This window comes from Streptomyces sp. NPDC026538 (assembly GCF_055567535.1).
In genome coordinates this window covers 939,311-953,782 of record NZ_JBVHQG010000002.1, presented here as the reverse complement: position 1 = coordinate 953,782, position 14,472 = coordinate 939,311, and the positions used below count along the sequence as shown (strand labels likewise).

The 14,472-nt window shown below is 72.1% G+C and carries 11 protein-coding genes; 9 read left to right on the top strand and 2 right to left on the bottom strand.

Annotated features, from left to right (window positions below; genetic code table 11):
* Positions 1-21: 21 nt before the first annotated feature.
* The 5 genes from ACZ4N4_RS11245 (at position 22) to ACZ4N4_RS11225 (ending at position 7,605) form a co-directional block, all read left to right on the top strand.
* The gene (locus tag ACZ4N4_RS11245; protein WP_450764888.1) at positions 22-813 is read left to right on the top strand and encodes an ATP-binding cassette domain-containing protein; all 792 of its coding nucleotides are present in this window, start codon (positions 22-24) and stop codon (positions 811-813) included.
* Entirely contained in the window at positions 810-2,159 is a 1,350-nt protein-coding gene (locus ACZ4N4_RS11240) for a sugar ABC transporter permease (protein WP_467586941.1), read from the top strand. The genes ACZ4N4_RS11245 and ACZ4N4_RS11240 overlap by 4 nt, the downstream gene beginning before the upstream one ends.
* A gap of 286 nt (positions 2,160-2,445) precedes the next feature.
* On the top strand, positions 2,446-4,362 hold the full coding sequence (dxs, locus tag ACZ4N4_RS11235) for a 1-deoxy-D-xylulose-5-phosphate synthase (protein WP_453566187.1): 1,917 nt from the start codon (positions 2,446-2,448) through the stop codon (positions 4,360-4,362).
* Positions 4,363-4,587: 225 nt separating this feature from the next.
* On the top strand, positions 4,588-6,084 hold the full coding sequence (locus tag ACZ4N4_RS11230; protein WP_453566190.1) for an amino acid permease: 1,497 nt from the start codon (positions 4,588-4,590) through the stop codon (positions 6,082-6,084).
* A 72-nt stretch (positions 6,085-6,156) separates the two neighbouring features.
* Positions 6,157-7,605 (top strand): ArnT family glycosyltransferase, encoded by a 1,449-nt coding sequence (locus ACZ4N4_RS11225; RefSeq protein ID WP_467586937.1) that lies wholly within the window; start codon positions 6,157-6,159, stop codon positions 7,603-7,605.
* A gap of 166 nt (positions 7,606-7,771) precedes the next feature.
* On the opposite strand, the gene ACZ4N4_RS11220 is transcribed toward ACZ4N4_RS11225, so the two are convergent.
* Positions 7,772-8,143, bottom strand: a complete 372-nt coding sequence (locus tag ACZ4N4_RS11220; protein ID WP_453566196.1) for a PIN domain-containing protein — start codon at positions 8,141-8,143, stop codon at positions 7,772-7,774.
* Between the two features lie 64 nt (positions 8,144-8,207).
* Between ACZ4N4_RS11220 and ACZ4N4_RS11215 the strand changes: the two genes are divergently transcribed.
* Positions 8,208-9,224, top strand: a complete 1,017-nt coding sequence (locus ACZ4N4_RS11215; RefSeq protein ID WP_467586934.1) for a DUF8189 domain-containing protein — start codon at positions 8,208-8,210, stop codon at positions 9,222-9,224.
* Positions 9,225-9,231: 7 nt separating this feature from the next.
* Here ACZ4N4_RS11215 and ACZ4N4_RS11210 read toward each other — a convergent pair whose 3' ends face one another.
* Positions 9,232-10,329, bottom strand: coding sequence for an LCP family protein (locus ACZ4N4_RS11210; RefSeq protein WP_467586931.1), 1,098 nt, complete (start codon positions 10,327-10,329; stop codon positions 9,232-9,234).
* A 184-nt stretch (positions 10,330-10,513) separates the two neighbouring features.
* Between ACZ4N4_RS11210 and galE the strand changes: the two genes are divergently transcribed.
* From galE to ACZ4N4_RS11195, 3 genes are read left to right on the top strand one after another with little or no spacing between them, the layout of a single operon-like run.
* On the top strand, positions 10,514-11,500 hold the full coding sequence (gene galE, locus ACZ4N4_RS11205) for a UDP-glucose 4-epimerase GalE (RefSeq protein ID WP_467586928.1): 987 nt from the start codon (positions 10,514-10,516) through the stop codon (positions 11,498-11,500).
* On the top strand, positions 11,500-12,600 hold the full coding sequence (locus ACZ4N4_RS11200) for a hypothetical protein (RefSeq protein WP_467586926.1): 1,101 nt from the start codon (positions 11,500-11,502) through the stop codon (positions 12,598-12,600). Before galE ends, ACZ4N4_RS11200 begins: the two co-directional genes overlap by 1 nt.
* Before the next feature lie 37 nt (positions 12,601-12,637).
* Positions 12,638-14,209 (top strand): PLL family lectin, encoded by a 1,572-nt coding sequence (locus ACZ4N4_RS11195; RefSeq protein ID WP_467586923.1) that lies wholly within the window; start codon positions 12,638-12,640, stop codon positions 14,207-14,209.
* The last annotated feature ends 263 nt before the right edge of the window (positions 14,210-14,472 follow it).

Genomic DNA, 14,472 nt, shown 5'->3' with positions numbered 1-14,472 from the left:
GCCGGTCAGGCGGCGAAGGAGATGGTTCACGTGTCCGCTACGCCCGTGCTGGCGTTGCGCGGAGTCTCCAAGCGATTCGGTGCGGTCCAGGCCCTCACCGAAGTCGAGTTGGAGGTCCACGCCGGAGAAGTGGTCGCCCTGGTGGGCGACAACGGCGCAGGAAAGTCGACCCTGGTCAAGACGATCGCGGGTGTGCACCCCATCGATGAGGGCGTCATCGAGTGGGAGGGCGGCCCGGTCAGCATCAACAAGCCGCACGACGCCCAGGGACTCGGCGTCGCGACGGTCTACCAGGACCTCGCCCTCTGCGACAACCTCGACGTGGTCGGCAACCTCTTCCTCGGCCGTGAGCTGCTGCACCGCGGCGTCATCGACGAGGTCACGATGGAGAAGCAGGCCCGCGAGCTGCTGAGCACGCTCTCCATCCGCATCCCGAGCGTGCGCATCCCGATCGCCAGCCTCTCCGGCGGTCAGCGTCAGGTCGTGGCCATCGCCCGCGCCCTGATCGGCGACCCCAAGGTCGTCATCCTCGACGAGCCCACCGCGGCCCTCGGTGTCGAGCAGACCGCGCAGGTCCTCGACCTGGTCGAGCGGCTCCGCGAGCGCAACCTCGCCGTCATCCTCATCAGCCACAACATGGCCGACGTGAAGGCGGTCGCGGACACCGTGGCGGTGCTGCGACTCGGCAAGAACAATGGTTTCTTCCCCGTGAAGAGCACCAGCCAGGAAGAGATCATCGCGGCGATCACGGGTGCCACGGACAACGCCGTGACCCGTCGTTCGGAGCGTCGCACCCCGGAGGCGGCAAAGTGAGTGAGACGTCGAACAAGACCGTAGAGGGCGGCGAGTCGCCCAAGATCGAGAAGGCCGAGGCCGCCGAGGCCCCGACCACGGTGGCGCCCGCCGACGACCCCACGGCCGCGCCGGTCACGGTCGTCGACCCGCGCCTGCTGGTCCGTGAGGAGGGCTTCAAGGGCTACCTCACCGAGTTCAAGCGCCGGGTGAAGGGCGGCGAGCTGGGCTCGCTGCCGGTGGTCGTCGGCCTGATCATCATCTGGACCATCTTCCAGCTGAAGAACAGCCTGTTCCTCAGCGCGGACAACCTCTCCAACATCAGCTACTTCCTCGCGGCCACCGGCATGCTCGCCATCGGCCTGGTGTTCGTGCTGCTGCTCGGTGAGATCGACCTGTCCGTCGGCTCGGTGAGCGGACTCGCCTCCACGGTGTTCGCCGTCTTCGTGGTCAACCACGGAATGAACCAGTGGCTGGCGCTCGTCCTCACGATCATCACCGGCATCGGCATCGGCGCGCTGCACGGCTGGTTCTTCGCGAAGATCGGCGTCCCCGCGTTCGTGGTCACCCTGGCCGGCTTCCTCGGCTGGAACGGTCTGATGCTGTGGCTGCTGGGCTCCAGCGGCACGATCAACATCCCGGCCGACAGCGGTCCGGTGCACGTCCTCGGCCAGAGCTCCTTCTTCATGGACCAGGCCATCATCGGCGCCTACCTGCTGGCCGGCCTCGGTGTCGTGCTCTCGGCCCTGGGCCAGTTCAACGAGCAGCGCCGGCGCCGCGCGGCGGGTGTGCCGTTCCGGCCCACCAGCGAGATCGTGGTCCGGGTCGCGCTGCTCGCGATCGCGTCCTTCGTCGCGGCGGCGGTGCTGAACAACGCGTCCGGTGTCTCCAACGCGCTGGTGATCTTCCTCGCGTCGCTGGTGATCGTCGACTTCGTGCTCCGTCGTACGACCTACGGCCGCAAGGTCTTCGCGGTCGGCGGTGGCATCGAGGCGGCCCGCCGTGCCGGTATCAGCGTGCCGATGGTCCGGATCACCGTGTTCGCGATCTCCGGTGGCTTCGCGGCCATCGGCGGTATGTTCTTCGCCGGTCAGACGGCGAGCGCGACGCTCAACGCCGGTGGCGGCAACACCCTGATGCTCGCCATCGCGGCGGCCGTCATCGGTGGTACGTCGCTGTTCGGTGGCCGCGGTACCGTCTGGTCCGCCCTCCTGGGCATGCTGGTCATCCAGTCCATCCAGACCGGCCTCGACCTGCTGAACATGAACACGTCGATCCAGTACATGATCACCGGCGGTGTTCTGCTGGGTGCGGTCGTCATCGACTCCGTCTCCCGTAAGAGCCAGAAGGCGGCGGGGCGCGGATAGCGCCGATCGCCGTCGGGGTGCGGTGCGTGGGCGGCTTCACCGCCGTCGTGGTCGATCGCGCCCACGCGGCGGTGGCCGCAAATGAATACAGCCCCGCGCCCTGAGGTTTCCGACTGTGCCCGGCACTGGACAGTGCCGGGCACAGTCGTGTCATAGGGGAGGCTCATGATGGGTACAGCCGACGCGTGACCTATGACCCATGGGCCGGAGTCCGGCCGCCCGGGCGGAACATTAGACTCGATGAGCCCGGCAACAGCTCGATCAGCTCTACTGCAAGGAGGCACGGGTGCCGCTGCTGACCCGTATCAGGGGACCGCGCGATCTGGACCGGCTCAGCCCCGAGGAGCTGGTCCAGCTGGCAGAGGAGATCCGGAGCTTCCTCGTGGAAGCGGTCTCCAAGACCGGCGGACACCTCGGTCCCAACCTGGGCGTGGTCGAGCTCACCATCGCCCTGCACCGCGTCTTCGACTCGCCGAAGGACAAGGTGCTGTGGGACACCGGCCACCAGTCCTACGTGCACAAGCTGCTCACCGGCCGGCAGGACTTCTCGAAGCTGAAGCAGAAGGGCGGCCTGTCCGGCTACCCCTCGCAGGCCGAGTCCGAGCATGACGTCATCGAGAACAGCCACGCCTCCACCGTCCTCGGCTGGGCCGACGGCATCGCCAAGGGCAACCAGTTGCTCGAACGCGACAGCCACGTCGTCGCCGTGATCGGTGACGGCGCCCTCACCGGCGGCATGGCCTGGGAGGCGCTCAACAACATCGCCGACGCCAAGGACCGCCCGCTGGTCATCGTCGTCAACGACAACGAGCGGTCGTACGCCCCGACCATCGGCGGCCTCGCCAACCATCTGGCGACCCTGCGCACGACGGACGGGTACGAGCGGTTCCTGGCCCGGGGCAAGGACCTGCTGGAGCGCACGCCGGTCGTCGGCAGGCCGCTCTACGACACCCTGCACGGCGCCAAGAAGGGGCTGAAGGACTTCATCGCCCCGCAGGGCATGTTCGAGGATCTGGGCCTCAAGTACGTCGGCCCGATCGACGGCCACGACATGGAGGCCCTGGAGTCGGCCCTCGCCCGGGCCAAACGGTTCGGCGGCCCGGTGATCGTGCACTGCCTCACCGAGAAGGGCCGCGGCTACCAGCCCGCCCTCCAGGACGAGGCGGACCGCTTCCACGGCATCGGCCCCATCCACCCCGACACCGGCCTGCCGGTCAAGGCCTCCGGTGCGGACTGGACCTCCGTCTTCGGCGACGAGATGGTCGAGCTCGGCAAGGAGCGCGAGGACATCGTCGCCATCACGGCGGCCATGCTCCAGCCGGTCGGCCTCAAGAAGTTCGCCGACACCTTCCCGGAGCGGATCTACGACGTCGGCATCGCCGAGCAGCACGGTGCCACCTCCGCGGCGGGCCTGGCCACGACCGGACTGCACCCGGTCTTCGCCTTGTACGCCACCTTCCTCAACCGCGCCTTCGACCAGGTGCTGATGGACGTGGCCCTGCACAGGTGCGGGGTGACCTTCGTCCTGGACCGGGCCGGCGTCACCGGTACCGACGGTGCCTCCCACAACGGCATGTGGGACATGTCGATCCTCCAGGTCGTCCCCGGTCTGCGGCTCGCCGCCCCGCGCGACGCCGACCAGGTCCGCGCCCAGCTCCGCGAGGCCGTCGAGGTCGACGACGCACCGACGGTCGTCCGCTTCTCGAAGGGCGCGGTCGGCCCCGCCGTGGCCGCCGTCGGCAAGGTCGGCGGCATGGACGTGCTGCGCGAGCCCGGCACCGACACCCCGGACGTGCTGCTGGTCTCCGTGGGCGCCCTCGCCCCGATGTGCCTGGAGATCGCCGCCCTCCTCGACAAGCAGGGCATCTCCACCACCGTCGTGGACCCGCGCTGGGTGAAGCCGGTGGACGAGGCGATGGCCCCGCTGGCCGAGCGGCACCGGGTGGTCGTCACGGTCGAGGACAACATCCGCGTCGGCGGCGTGGGCGCGACGATCGCCCAGGCCCTGCGCGACGCGGGCGTGGACGTCCCGCTCCGCGACTTCGGCATCCCGCCCCGCTTCCTCGACCACGCGTCGAGGGCCGAGGTCATGACGGAGATCGGCCTGACGGCCCCGGACATCGCCCGCCAGGTCACCGGTTTGGTCGCGAAGCTGGACGGTCAGCCGACGGATGTCAGCTCGGTGGAACCGGCAAGGGATTGATGTGAAGCGTCCCTAGCCGGGGCGCGCCCCGAAGGGGCGCGGGGAACTGCGCGCTCGGCCCCCACCGTCCCGCCCCCCGACGCACCCCAAACCGCCCCAATGGGTCGGTCTCCCCACTCCTCCAAGTGGCGAGACCGACCCATCTGCGTGAACCTGCCTTTGCCGGGGCATACGCACCCCGGCCCTCTCGATCATGTCGAGGACGACAAACGTGGGAGGTAGGCAGTGGCCAGTACGCTCTTCAGGACCAAGAACGTCGAACAGTCCATCAAGGACACCGAGGAACCGGAGCACGCGCTCAAGAAGTCGCTGTCGGCGCTGGACCTCACGGTCTTCGGCGTGGGTGTCATCATCGGCACCGGCATCTTCGTCCTGACCGGCACGGCCGCCAAGAACAACGCGGGACCCGCCGTAGCCCTGTCCTTCGTCGCGGCCGGCGTCGTCTGCGGCCTCGCCGCACTGTGCTACGCGGAGTTCGCCTCCACCGTCCCGGTCGCCGGTTCGGCGTACACCTTCTCGTACGCCTCCCTCGGCGAGTTCCCCGCCTGGATCATCGGCTGGGACCTGGTGCTGGAGCTGGCGCTGGGCACGGCGGTGGTCGCCGTCGGCTGGTCGGGGTACATCCACTCGCTGCTCGACAACGCCGGCTGGCATCTGCCCGAGTACCTCAGCGGCCGCGACGGCGCCCACGGCTTCGGCTTCGACATCCTCGCCGCCGCCCTGGTCCTCGTCCTCACCGCGATCCTGGTCGTCGGCATGAAGCTCTCCGCGCGGGTCACCTCGGTCGTCGTCGCCATCAAGGTGGCGGTCGTCCTGGTCGTCATCATCGCCGGCGCCTTCTTCATCCACAGCGGCAACTACAGCCCCTTCGTCCCGCCGAAGGAGGCGGTGCCGGCGGGCGGCAACCTCAAGGCCCCGCTGATCCAGCTGATGTTCGGCTGGGCGCCCTCCAACTTCGGCGTGATGGGCATCTTCACCGCCGCCTCCGTCGTCTTCTTCGCCTTCATCGGCTTCGACGTCGTCGCCACCGCCGCCGAGGAGACCCGCAACCCCCAGCGGGACGTGCCGCGCGGCATCATCGGCTCCCTCATCATCTGCACCTTGCTGTACGTGGCCGTGGCCATCGTGGTGACCGGCATGCAGAAGTACACCGAGCTGTCCGTGGACGCCCCGCTCGCCGACGCGTTCAAGGCCACCGGGCACCCCTGGTTCGCGGGTCTGATCAGCTTCGGCGCGGCCGTCGGCCTGACCACCGTGTGCATGATCCTGCTGCTCGGCCAGTCCCGGGTGTTCTTCGCGATGAGCCGGGACGGGCTGCTGCCCCGGTTCTTCTCGCACACCCACCCGAGGTTCCGCACCCCGTACCGGCCGACCATCCTGCTGGGCGTCGTCATCGCGATCGTCGCCGGCTTCACCAGTCTCAGCGAACTCGCCGAACTCGTGAACATCGGCACCCTCTTCGCCTTCATCGTCGTCGCGATCAGCGTCATCATCCTGCGTAACACCCGGCCCGACCTGGATCGGTCCTTCCGCACCCCGTGGGTACCGGCGCTGCCGATCGTCTCCGTGCTGGCCTCGCTCTGGCTGATGCTCAACCTGCCGGCCGAGACCTGGCTGCGGTTCGCCATCTGGATGGTCATCGGCTTCGTCGTCTACTTCCTCTACGGCCGCTCGCACAGCCGCCTCGCCGGACAGCAGCGGACGCCGGCCGACGCTCCGTAATCGTCAGGCTCGCCACTCCGGCCCCGTATGTCCCGTCAAGGTGGGACTGCGGGGCCGGATAGCGTGCTCCCCATGCTTGTCGCCCCTCTCGTCCCGTCACGATCCGTAGTCGTCCGGAAGGGGTACTGGGCGCGGCTGCTGCCGCTGCTCGCCGTGCTGGCCTGCGTCACCCGGATGCCGTCCTTCCGCCGGCCGCTGTGGAACCCGGACGAGGGCTTCCTCGCCGTACAGGCGCGCATGCTGGCGCGCGGCGGCCAGCTGTACGAGACGGTCGTGGACCGCAAACCGCCGCTGCTGCCCTGGCTCTACGAGGGGGCGTTCGCGGTCTTCGGATCCGGGTCGCTCACCCCGCTCCGGGTGCTCGCCGTACTCGCCCAGCTGGCCACCGCCGTACTGCTCGCGTCGATCGCCCGGCGCCGGTGGGGCGACCGGGCGGGATGTACCGCCGGGGCGCTGTATCTGCTGGTCTCGGTGGGGCTCAACCCCGAGGACGCGCAGGCGGCGACCTTCGAGGTGTTCATACTGCCGGCCACGGCCGCCGCGATGTGGTGCGCCGACCGCCGCCGCTGGGGCGCCGCCGGAGCGGCCGTCGCCTGCGCCCTGCTCACCAAGCAGACCGGCGGCGCGGTCCTGCTGCCGGTGGTCTACCTGCTCAACCGGTACGGCGGCCCGCGCGCGGGCCTGCTCCGGCTGGCCGCCGGCCTCACCCTGCCCGTACTGGGCGCGGCCCTGCTCACCGACCCGGCCGGCTTCGCCTTCTGGACGGTCACCGGCTCCGGCGCCTACGCCTCTTTCACCGGCTCCGAACTCCACGTCCTGGCACGGGCGTTGACCAACACCGCGATCCTCGCCGCGGCCTGCGCCGGGCTGCTCCCGCCGGTCGCCCGCGCCCTGCGCATCGCCCGTACCGGCGCCCCCGACCTGTGGCTGTGGCTGGGCGCGTCGGCGGTCGCCGTCACCCTCGGCTTCCACTTCTTCGGCCACTACTTCCTGCAACTCACCCCGCCGCTCGCGCTGCTGGCCACGGCCGCGCTGCAGGTCCTGCCGAGGGAGCGGGCCGCGGCCGCCGTCCGCACCTCGGCCTGCGTCTGCGCCCTCTTCCTGACCTGGGGTCTCCTGGCCCCCCGCCCCGAACTCGCGCACGCCCAGCGGCTCGCGCTCGCCCTCGCCCATCGCACCCAGCCCGGCGACCGGGTGCTGGTCTGGGGCATGCACCCGGAGACGTACTGGCTCGCCGACCGCACCCCCGCCACCCGCTATCTCACCGCCGGCCTGCTCACCAACTTCAGCGGCGGCAGGGACGGTCCGCAGGTCGGCGAGAAGTACGCCGTCGAGGGCACCTGGCCGGTCTTCCGCGCCGAGCTGGCCGACCGGGCGCCGGCCCTGGTGGTCGACGACTCCCGGGGCAAGCCGTACGGCCCGGACCGCGTCCCCAGCCTGCGCCGCCTGCTCACGGCCGACTACGAACAGGTGGCCGAGGTGGACGGAGCGGTGCTGTACGCCCGCGTGCCGGCCGAGTGAGCCCGAGCAACGACCGGCACGGGCGGGCCCGGTTCGGTGGAGCAGGGATACGGGTGGGTTCCCGCGCCCTCCAGGGGGTGGGCGGCGTCCCCCGCTTCCATGGCGGGGGGCGATGGCCCGACCCGGCTCCGTGGAGTGGGGGGTGCGGGCGGGGTGCGGCGCCGGTTCAGTGGAGCAGGGCGTTCGGGCCGATCACCTCGGCACCCAACTCGGTTACTCGGCGCCGGAGTTCGCGGTCGGCGGTGATGACGAGGCGGGGGCGGCCAGGGGCCTTGGCGGTCAGCTCGACGATGCGGTCGTCGCCGCTGCCGGCCGCCGACTCCACCCGTACCCCGGGCACCGACTCCACCCCGCGGGCCGCGCCCTCGACGACGAGCACCAGGTCCACCGGGGTCGGATGGCCGGGCAGGCCCCGCTCGGCCAGCCGGTCGCGCAGCCGCTCGGCGGCCCCCTTGCGGTCCCGCCACCAGCCGTCCGGCCGTGACCCGACGACGTTCGCACCGTCGACGATCACCAGCAGGGGCGCTTCGTCATCCATGCCCCCAGCCTCCCACGCCAGGGGCCGGGCCACTGCTCCGAACGGCCCCGCTTAGAGTGAAGCGGTGAACGGCGACTGGCTCCTCCGCGGCCGTGACGGCCGGCTCAGTGTCTATCTGCCGTCGGGCGACGCCGTGCTGTGCCAGGCGGAACGCGGCCCCGGCAGTCCCTGGGGCTCCCCCCGGAAGATGGGGGGCGACCAGCGGCTGCACCCCGGTTTCTCGGTGGGCCGGGGTGCCGACGGATACGCCCACCTGGTCGCCTGGCGGCCCACGGTGAAGGGCGAGTCGGGCCTGGTCCACTCCACCCACTACCGTCCGCGTCTGGCCGCCCTGGACTGGCGGCCGATCGGCCACCCGAACAAGAAGGGCGAGATCACCGGCGCCCCGGCCGTCGCGGTGGACGCCCAGGGCCGCGCCCATGTCTTCGTCCGCAACCGGGGGCGCGGGGTGAGCATGGTCGCCCAGAAGGAGAAGGGCGGCTGGGAGCCGTGGCGCGATCTGAAGGGCCGGCTGGTCGAGGACGGACTCGCGGCGGTCACCGGTGAGTCGGGGCGGGTGGAGGTGTACGCGGCCGTACCGGGCGGGATCGTGTACTGGCGGCAGGAGGCGGCGGGGAAGCCGCCGGTTCTGCTGGAGGCTCTGGAGGCCCCGGTCCGGCCGGGCACCCTCGCCGCCCTGGCCACCTCCGCCGAGAGCACGACCCTCTACTACAGCGACGAGGCCGGCGACCTGTGCGCCTGGCGTCCCGGCGGCAAGCCGTACACCCTGCTGCCCTCCGCCGGGCCGGGGCCGGTCGCCGCGGTCCGCTGCGAACTCGACGGCCACGACTGCACCCTGCTCGCGCAGCGCTCGGCGAGCGGCCGGGTGGCGTTCGCCGCGTACCCGACGGAGGACGAACGGGCCGGCGCCTGGTGGACCGAGTCGGGGCCGCAGCTCCCGGCCGACGCGACGGTCGCCCTGACCACGGACGGGGACGACCGGGTCACCGCGGCGACCCTCTCCCCGTCCACCGGGCAACTCCGGCTCACCCGGCGCAAGGACGAACCGGGGCTGGCCCTGGAGGCCTGGCGCGAGATCTGACGTACCGTCAGTTTCCGCCGGTGGCGGGGGACTTCTTCGCCGAGTCGGGGATCGTGGCGTCGGCGCGGATCGCCTTCCACAGGGTCGAGGCCTGCGGCTCGGCGGCCACCACGCGGTTCGGGTCGGCCTTGTCGTACGCCACCGGGAGCATGATCGTCTCCATGGTGGACGGGTTGACGCCGTTCAGGCTGCGGCCGAACTCCGCGAGTTCGGTGAGCGAGGCGAGTTCGGAGTCGGTGGTGAGCGCGGCGGTCAGCTTGTCGGCGATCTTGTACGCCTTGACCGGGCTGCCCAGCAGGTCCTGCTTCTGGATCTCCGCGAGCAGGGCGATCATGAACTGCTGCTGGAGACCGATCCGGCCGAGGTCGCTGCCGTCGCCGATGCCGTGCCGGGTGCGGACGAACTCCAGGGACTGGGTGCCGTCCAGCTCGTGGGTGCCCTTGGTGAGGTCGAGGCCGCTGGAGGTGTCGTGGATGTCCTGGTCGACGGTGACGGTCACCCCGCCTATCGCGTCCACCAGGTCCTTGAAGCCGGCGAAGTCGACCTCGACGTAGTGGTCCATGCGGACCCCGGACATCTGCTCCACCGTCTTGACCACGCAGGCCGGACCGACCTGGGAGTAGATGGAGTTGAACATCACACGTTTCGCGGAGGGGGCCTGGGAGCCGCTCGCCGTGGTGCACTCCGGGCGGGTCACCAGGGTGTCGCGCGGGATGCTGACCGCGACGGCCTGCTTGCGGCCCTCGGGTATGTGCATCACCAGCGCGGTGTCCGAACGGGCCCCGGCGACCTTGCCGGTGTTCAGCTTCGCGTTGGCGCCGGCCCGTGAGTCCGAGCCGAGGATCAGTATGTTCTGTCCCGAAGTGGGCAGTTTTTCCGGGCGGTCGTCCCCGATCGCCCGGTCGATGTCGACGCCCTGGATGTTGCCGTCGATGCCGCTGTAGAGCCAGTACGCGGTGCCCGCTCCGGCCGCGACCAGAACGGCCAGTGAGATCAGGATCCAGCGGCCCCTCCGGCGTCCGCCGGTGCGCTTGCGGCCGCGCCCGCCGCCCTGTGCGGGGGGCGCATCGGAGTCGCTGAGCTGGGGCGTCGGGACATGACTCATCCTGCTTCGAATCCTCAAAGATCGTGCCCCGGCGGGGCGGTGCTGTGGCGTGAGGACTCGGGTGGGGGAGGCCGGTCCAGGTGGTGCTGCCCGGTCGAAACCGCACAAGGGGCGAACGACCGCACGATCATGCACAACCCGTGATGTATTTGTAAACAGCAGCCAAAGAAATAGTATGCGCGCCATGACGTGGCTGATAACAGGCGGTGCCGGCTTCATCGGTGCCCATGTCGTGCGCGCGATGCTCACCGCCGGTGAGCGGGTCGCGGTGTACGACGACCTCTCGACGGGCGACCCCGCCCGCGTCCCCGACGGTGTGACCTACGTCAAGGGCTCGGTGCTCGACGGCACCCTCCTGCGGCGCACCCTGTCCGACCTCGGGATCGACGGCGTGGTCCACCTCGCGGCCAAGAAGCAGGTCGGGGAGTCGGTCGAACGGCCGCTGCACTACTACCGCGAGAACGTGCACGGGCTTCAGACCCTGCTGGAGGCGGCCGCCGACACCGGCGTGCGGCACTTCCTGTTCTCGTCCTCCGCCGCCGTGTACGGCATGCCCGACGTGGACCTGGTGACCGAGAACACCCCCTGCGCCCCGCTCAACCCCTACGGCGAGACGAAGCTGGCGGGGGAGTGGCTGGTGCGCGCCGCGGGCCGGGCGCACGGGATGACCACCGCCTGCCTGCGGTACTTCAACGTCGCCGGGGCGGCCGACGCGCGTCTCGCGGACACGGGCGTCTCCAACCTCGTCCCGATGGTCTTCGAGAAGCTCACCGAGGGCAGCGCCCCCGTGATCTTCGGCGACGACTACGACACCCCGGACGGCACCTGCGTACGGGACTTCATCCACGTCGAGGACATCGCCGCCGCCCATCTCGCCGCCGCCCGTGCGCTGCCCGGCCGGGAGCCCGGCAGCGACCTGACGGTCAACATCGGGCGCGGCGAGGGGGTTTCCGTGCGCGAGATGATCACGCTGATCGGCGAGGTCACCGGCTACGGCCCGGCGGCCGCCCCGGTCCACGCGCCGCGTCGCGCCGGAGACCCGGCACGGGTCGTCGCCTCGGCCGACCGCATCCGCGCCGAACTGGGCTGGACGGCCCGCCACGACGCCCGCACCATGGTCGCCTCGGCCTGGGCCGGCTGGTGCCGGCGCCATCCGGAGGCCCGGCGCTGATGGCCGCTCCCGGGCGCGACCGCGCCGACCGGGTGCGGCCGGCCGGTCAAGCCCCGGCCGGCCGCACGGTGCGGTCCGGACCCTGGCTCCTCACCGGGCACGACGGCAGGCTCATCGCCTACGCGCAGGCCGACGGCGCCGTGCTGCGCTGGACGGAGACCCGTCCGGGCGGCCCCGACTGGACCGGCCCGGACGTGCTGCAGGTCAAGAACATGACCGAACTCACCGTCGCCCAGGGCCGCAACCGCTACGTCCACCTCGTCGGCCGCCGGGCCCGTGGCACCGGGGACGCGCCGTCGGCGGTGGACCTGGTCTACGCGATCCAGTACCAGGCGGGACGCCCGCTGAGCGAGTGGCGCTCCGCCGGCAACCCGCACGCCCAGCGGGAACGCACCGCACGGATGGGCACCCCCACGGCGGTCGTCGACGCCTCGGGCGCCCTGCACATCCTGGTGGCCACGGCGGAGGGACGACTGGCCCTGCGGCGCGAGGACGCCCGGGGCCGCTGGGAGCCCTGGCTGGACCTCGAGGTGGCGGCCGTCCTCGACACCCCGGCCGCGGTGGCCACCACCACCGGGCAGGTGCATGTCGTCGCCCCGACCCGCACCGGTGCCCTGACCTGGTGTCAGCCCGGTCCGGGCGCCGCACCGGAGCGGGGCCCCGACCTCGGCGTCGTACCGCTGCCCGGGTCGGCGTGCGGTCTGGAGACCTCGCCGGGCCGGATCACCTACTACCTGACCGACGCGGTGGGCGGCGGTGCCGTCGCCGTACGTCCCGGCTCCTGGCCGGTGCCGCTCGGCGGGAACCCGGGCGACGGACGGCACGCCGCGCTCGCCACCACCCTCGACGGCCACCCCTGCACGGTGCTGGCCCACCGCGACACCGAGGGCCGGCTCGTGCTGGGCGCGTGCGGTGCCGAGGAGGAGCACCACGGCGTCTGGTGGGCCGACACCGGCACCGTCTGCCAGGGCGATCCGGTGCTGGCGCGCGACGGCCTCGGGCGGGTCGTGCTGCTGGCCCTGACCGAGGGCGGCGGGCTCGCGCTGGCCCGCCAAGGCGACGGCCCGGGGCTGAGCCTGGGCGACTGGAGCCTGCTGTGAGCGCGCGAGGCGACGGACACGAGAAGGACGTGTGGGCATGACGCGCAGGTCCGGCCGCACCGGGCCGGGGCCCGCGGGCCGCACCCCGGACGGCCGCGGGCACCTCGTCGCCGTCGTCGTACCCGAACCCCGGGACGCGGTGGCCGTGGTCGAACGGGAGGCGCCCGGCAGCGAGATCGCCGTGGTCTGCCTGCGGGCCGGTGCCAAGGACGGCCGGGCGGCCCTCGACCGGGCGCTGGCCGCCGCCGAGAGCCGGGGCTGCCGGGTACGCGGCGGCCTCCGGGTGCTGGACACCGACCCCCACGACGCGCTGCCCGCCCTGCGGGAGGAACTGAGCGCGCTCGATCCGGAACGGCTGCACACCCTCGACCCGGACCCCGTGCACACCGGCCTGGACGAGGCGAGCGGGGTGCCCTCCTACGGGGTGCCGGACGCGCACGCCGAGACCGCCGCCGTGGCGCTCGCCGCGGCCCGGGCCCATCAGGCCGCGACGGGACGGCCGTTGTACGTCGACTGCCTGCGTGCCGAGCGGGTCCCGGGCGGCGCCGGAGCCCCGCGCCACCCGGCGCCGGTGAACTGGCTCTCGGCCGGCTTCGACGGCCGGCTCACCGCGTTCTGGCCGACCGCCGCCGGTGTGGTGCGCTGGTACGAGGAGCTGCCCGGCGGCCGTTGGCGTGGCCCGGAGCTGCTGGAGGGCCCCGGGCTGCTGCCCGGTCTGCTGGTGGTCCGCGATCCGCACGGGCTGCCCCATCTGCTCGGCCTGCGCAGGAGTGCGCGCGGCGACGGCGGGGTGGACGTCGAGGTGGTGCACGCCGCCCAGTACCGCACCGGACGCCCGCTCACCCCCTGGCACTCGCTCGGCGGCCCGAACGCCGCGGCCTGGCGCAAGGGGCGCGAAGTCGGCTTTCCCGCGGCCGCGTTCGACGCCGCCGGGGATCTTCTGGTCTTCGTCCGCAACTTCGGGCACAGCGTCAGTCACCGCCGCCGGTCGGCCGACGGCGAGTGGACGCCGTGGCGGCACCTGAGCGGGCTGCGGGTCGCCGACGACCTGGTCGCGGTGACCGCCGAGCACGGCGGGGTCGAGCTGTTCGCCCGGGCCAGGGACACCTCGGCGGTGCTCCGTTGGTGCCCGGGGCCGGACGGCACCTGGAGCGAGGACCGTACCCTGCCGTTCGCCGCCCGCCCGGGCACCCTGACCCCGGCGGCCGAGCCGGGCGCGGTCCTCTTCCGCGACGCCGGCACCGGCCGGACCTGCTTCTGGCGGCCGGGTGCCCCCGGCCCCTATCCGCTCGACGACCCGGACAGCGGATCCGGCGCGCCGTCCGTGGCCCGGGGTGCCGAACTCGCGGGCTGGGGCTACTCCGTGCTGGTCGGCCGGGGCGCCGAGGGGACCTGCTCGCTCGGCGCGCATCCCGCGGGGCGGCCCGACACCGGGGTGTGGTGGCAGGACGCCGGCGCGCCCTCGTACGGCGCTCCGGCCGCGGCCGTCAGCCGGGCCGGGCGGCTCGCCGTGGCGACCCGGCTGCCCGGCGGGCGGCTGCTGGTGGCCCGGCGGGACGAGAGCCGGGACGGGCTGGTGCTCGACGGCTGGCGCCAGGTGGGGGACTGAGCCCGGCCTGGCGGCCTGCCGAGCGGATGGCTGGATTCCCGCCCTGTCCCCATGCGGGCGGGTGGCTTGATGCCGCCCAGGAAGCTCTTGCCCGCGCGGCGATCCATGCCGTTTCGCAAGGCCGGAGCCAAGTCCGCCCCAAGAGCGCCCCACGCTTCCCCGTGTGAAGTACGCAAATGGTTGTACAGGCCATCTGTGATCAACGTCGCGGTCAATCGCAGGTCAATGCGCGTCGACACTTAGGTGAAGGATTGTTAAAGTTC

Bases quoted from the DNA above. Each gene is read 5' to 3' on its own strand.
- ACZ4N4_RS11245 (WP_450764888.1), top strand. From the start codon at position 22: ATGGTTCACGTGTCCGCTACGCCCGTGCTGGCGTTGCGCGGAGTCTCC.
- ACZ4N4_RS11225 (WP_467586937.1), top strand. From the start codon at position 6,157: ATGCTTGTCGCCCCTCTCGTCCCGTCACGATCCGTAGTCGTCCGGAAG.
- ACZ4N4_RS11220 (WP_453566196.1), bottom strand. From the start codon at position 8,143: ATGGATGACGAAGCGCCCCTGCTGGTGATCGTCGACGGTGCGAACGTC.
- ACZ4N4_RS11210 (WP_467586931.1), bottom strand. From the start codon at position 10,329: ATGAGTCATGTCCCGACGCCCCAGCTCAGCGACTCCGATGCGCCCCCC.
- galE (WP_467586928.1), top strand. From the start codon at position 10,514: ATGACGTGGCTGATAACAGGCGGTGCCGGCTTCATCGGTGCCCATGTC.
- ACZ4N4_RS11200 (WP_467586926.1), top strand. From the start codon at position 11,500: ATGGCCGCTCCCGGGCGCGACCGCGCCGACCGGGTGCGGCCGGCCGGT.
- ACZ4N4_RS11195 (WP_467586923.1), top strand. From the start codon at position 12,638: ATGACGCGCAGGTCCGGCCGCACCGGGCCGGGGCCCGCGGGCCGCACC.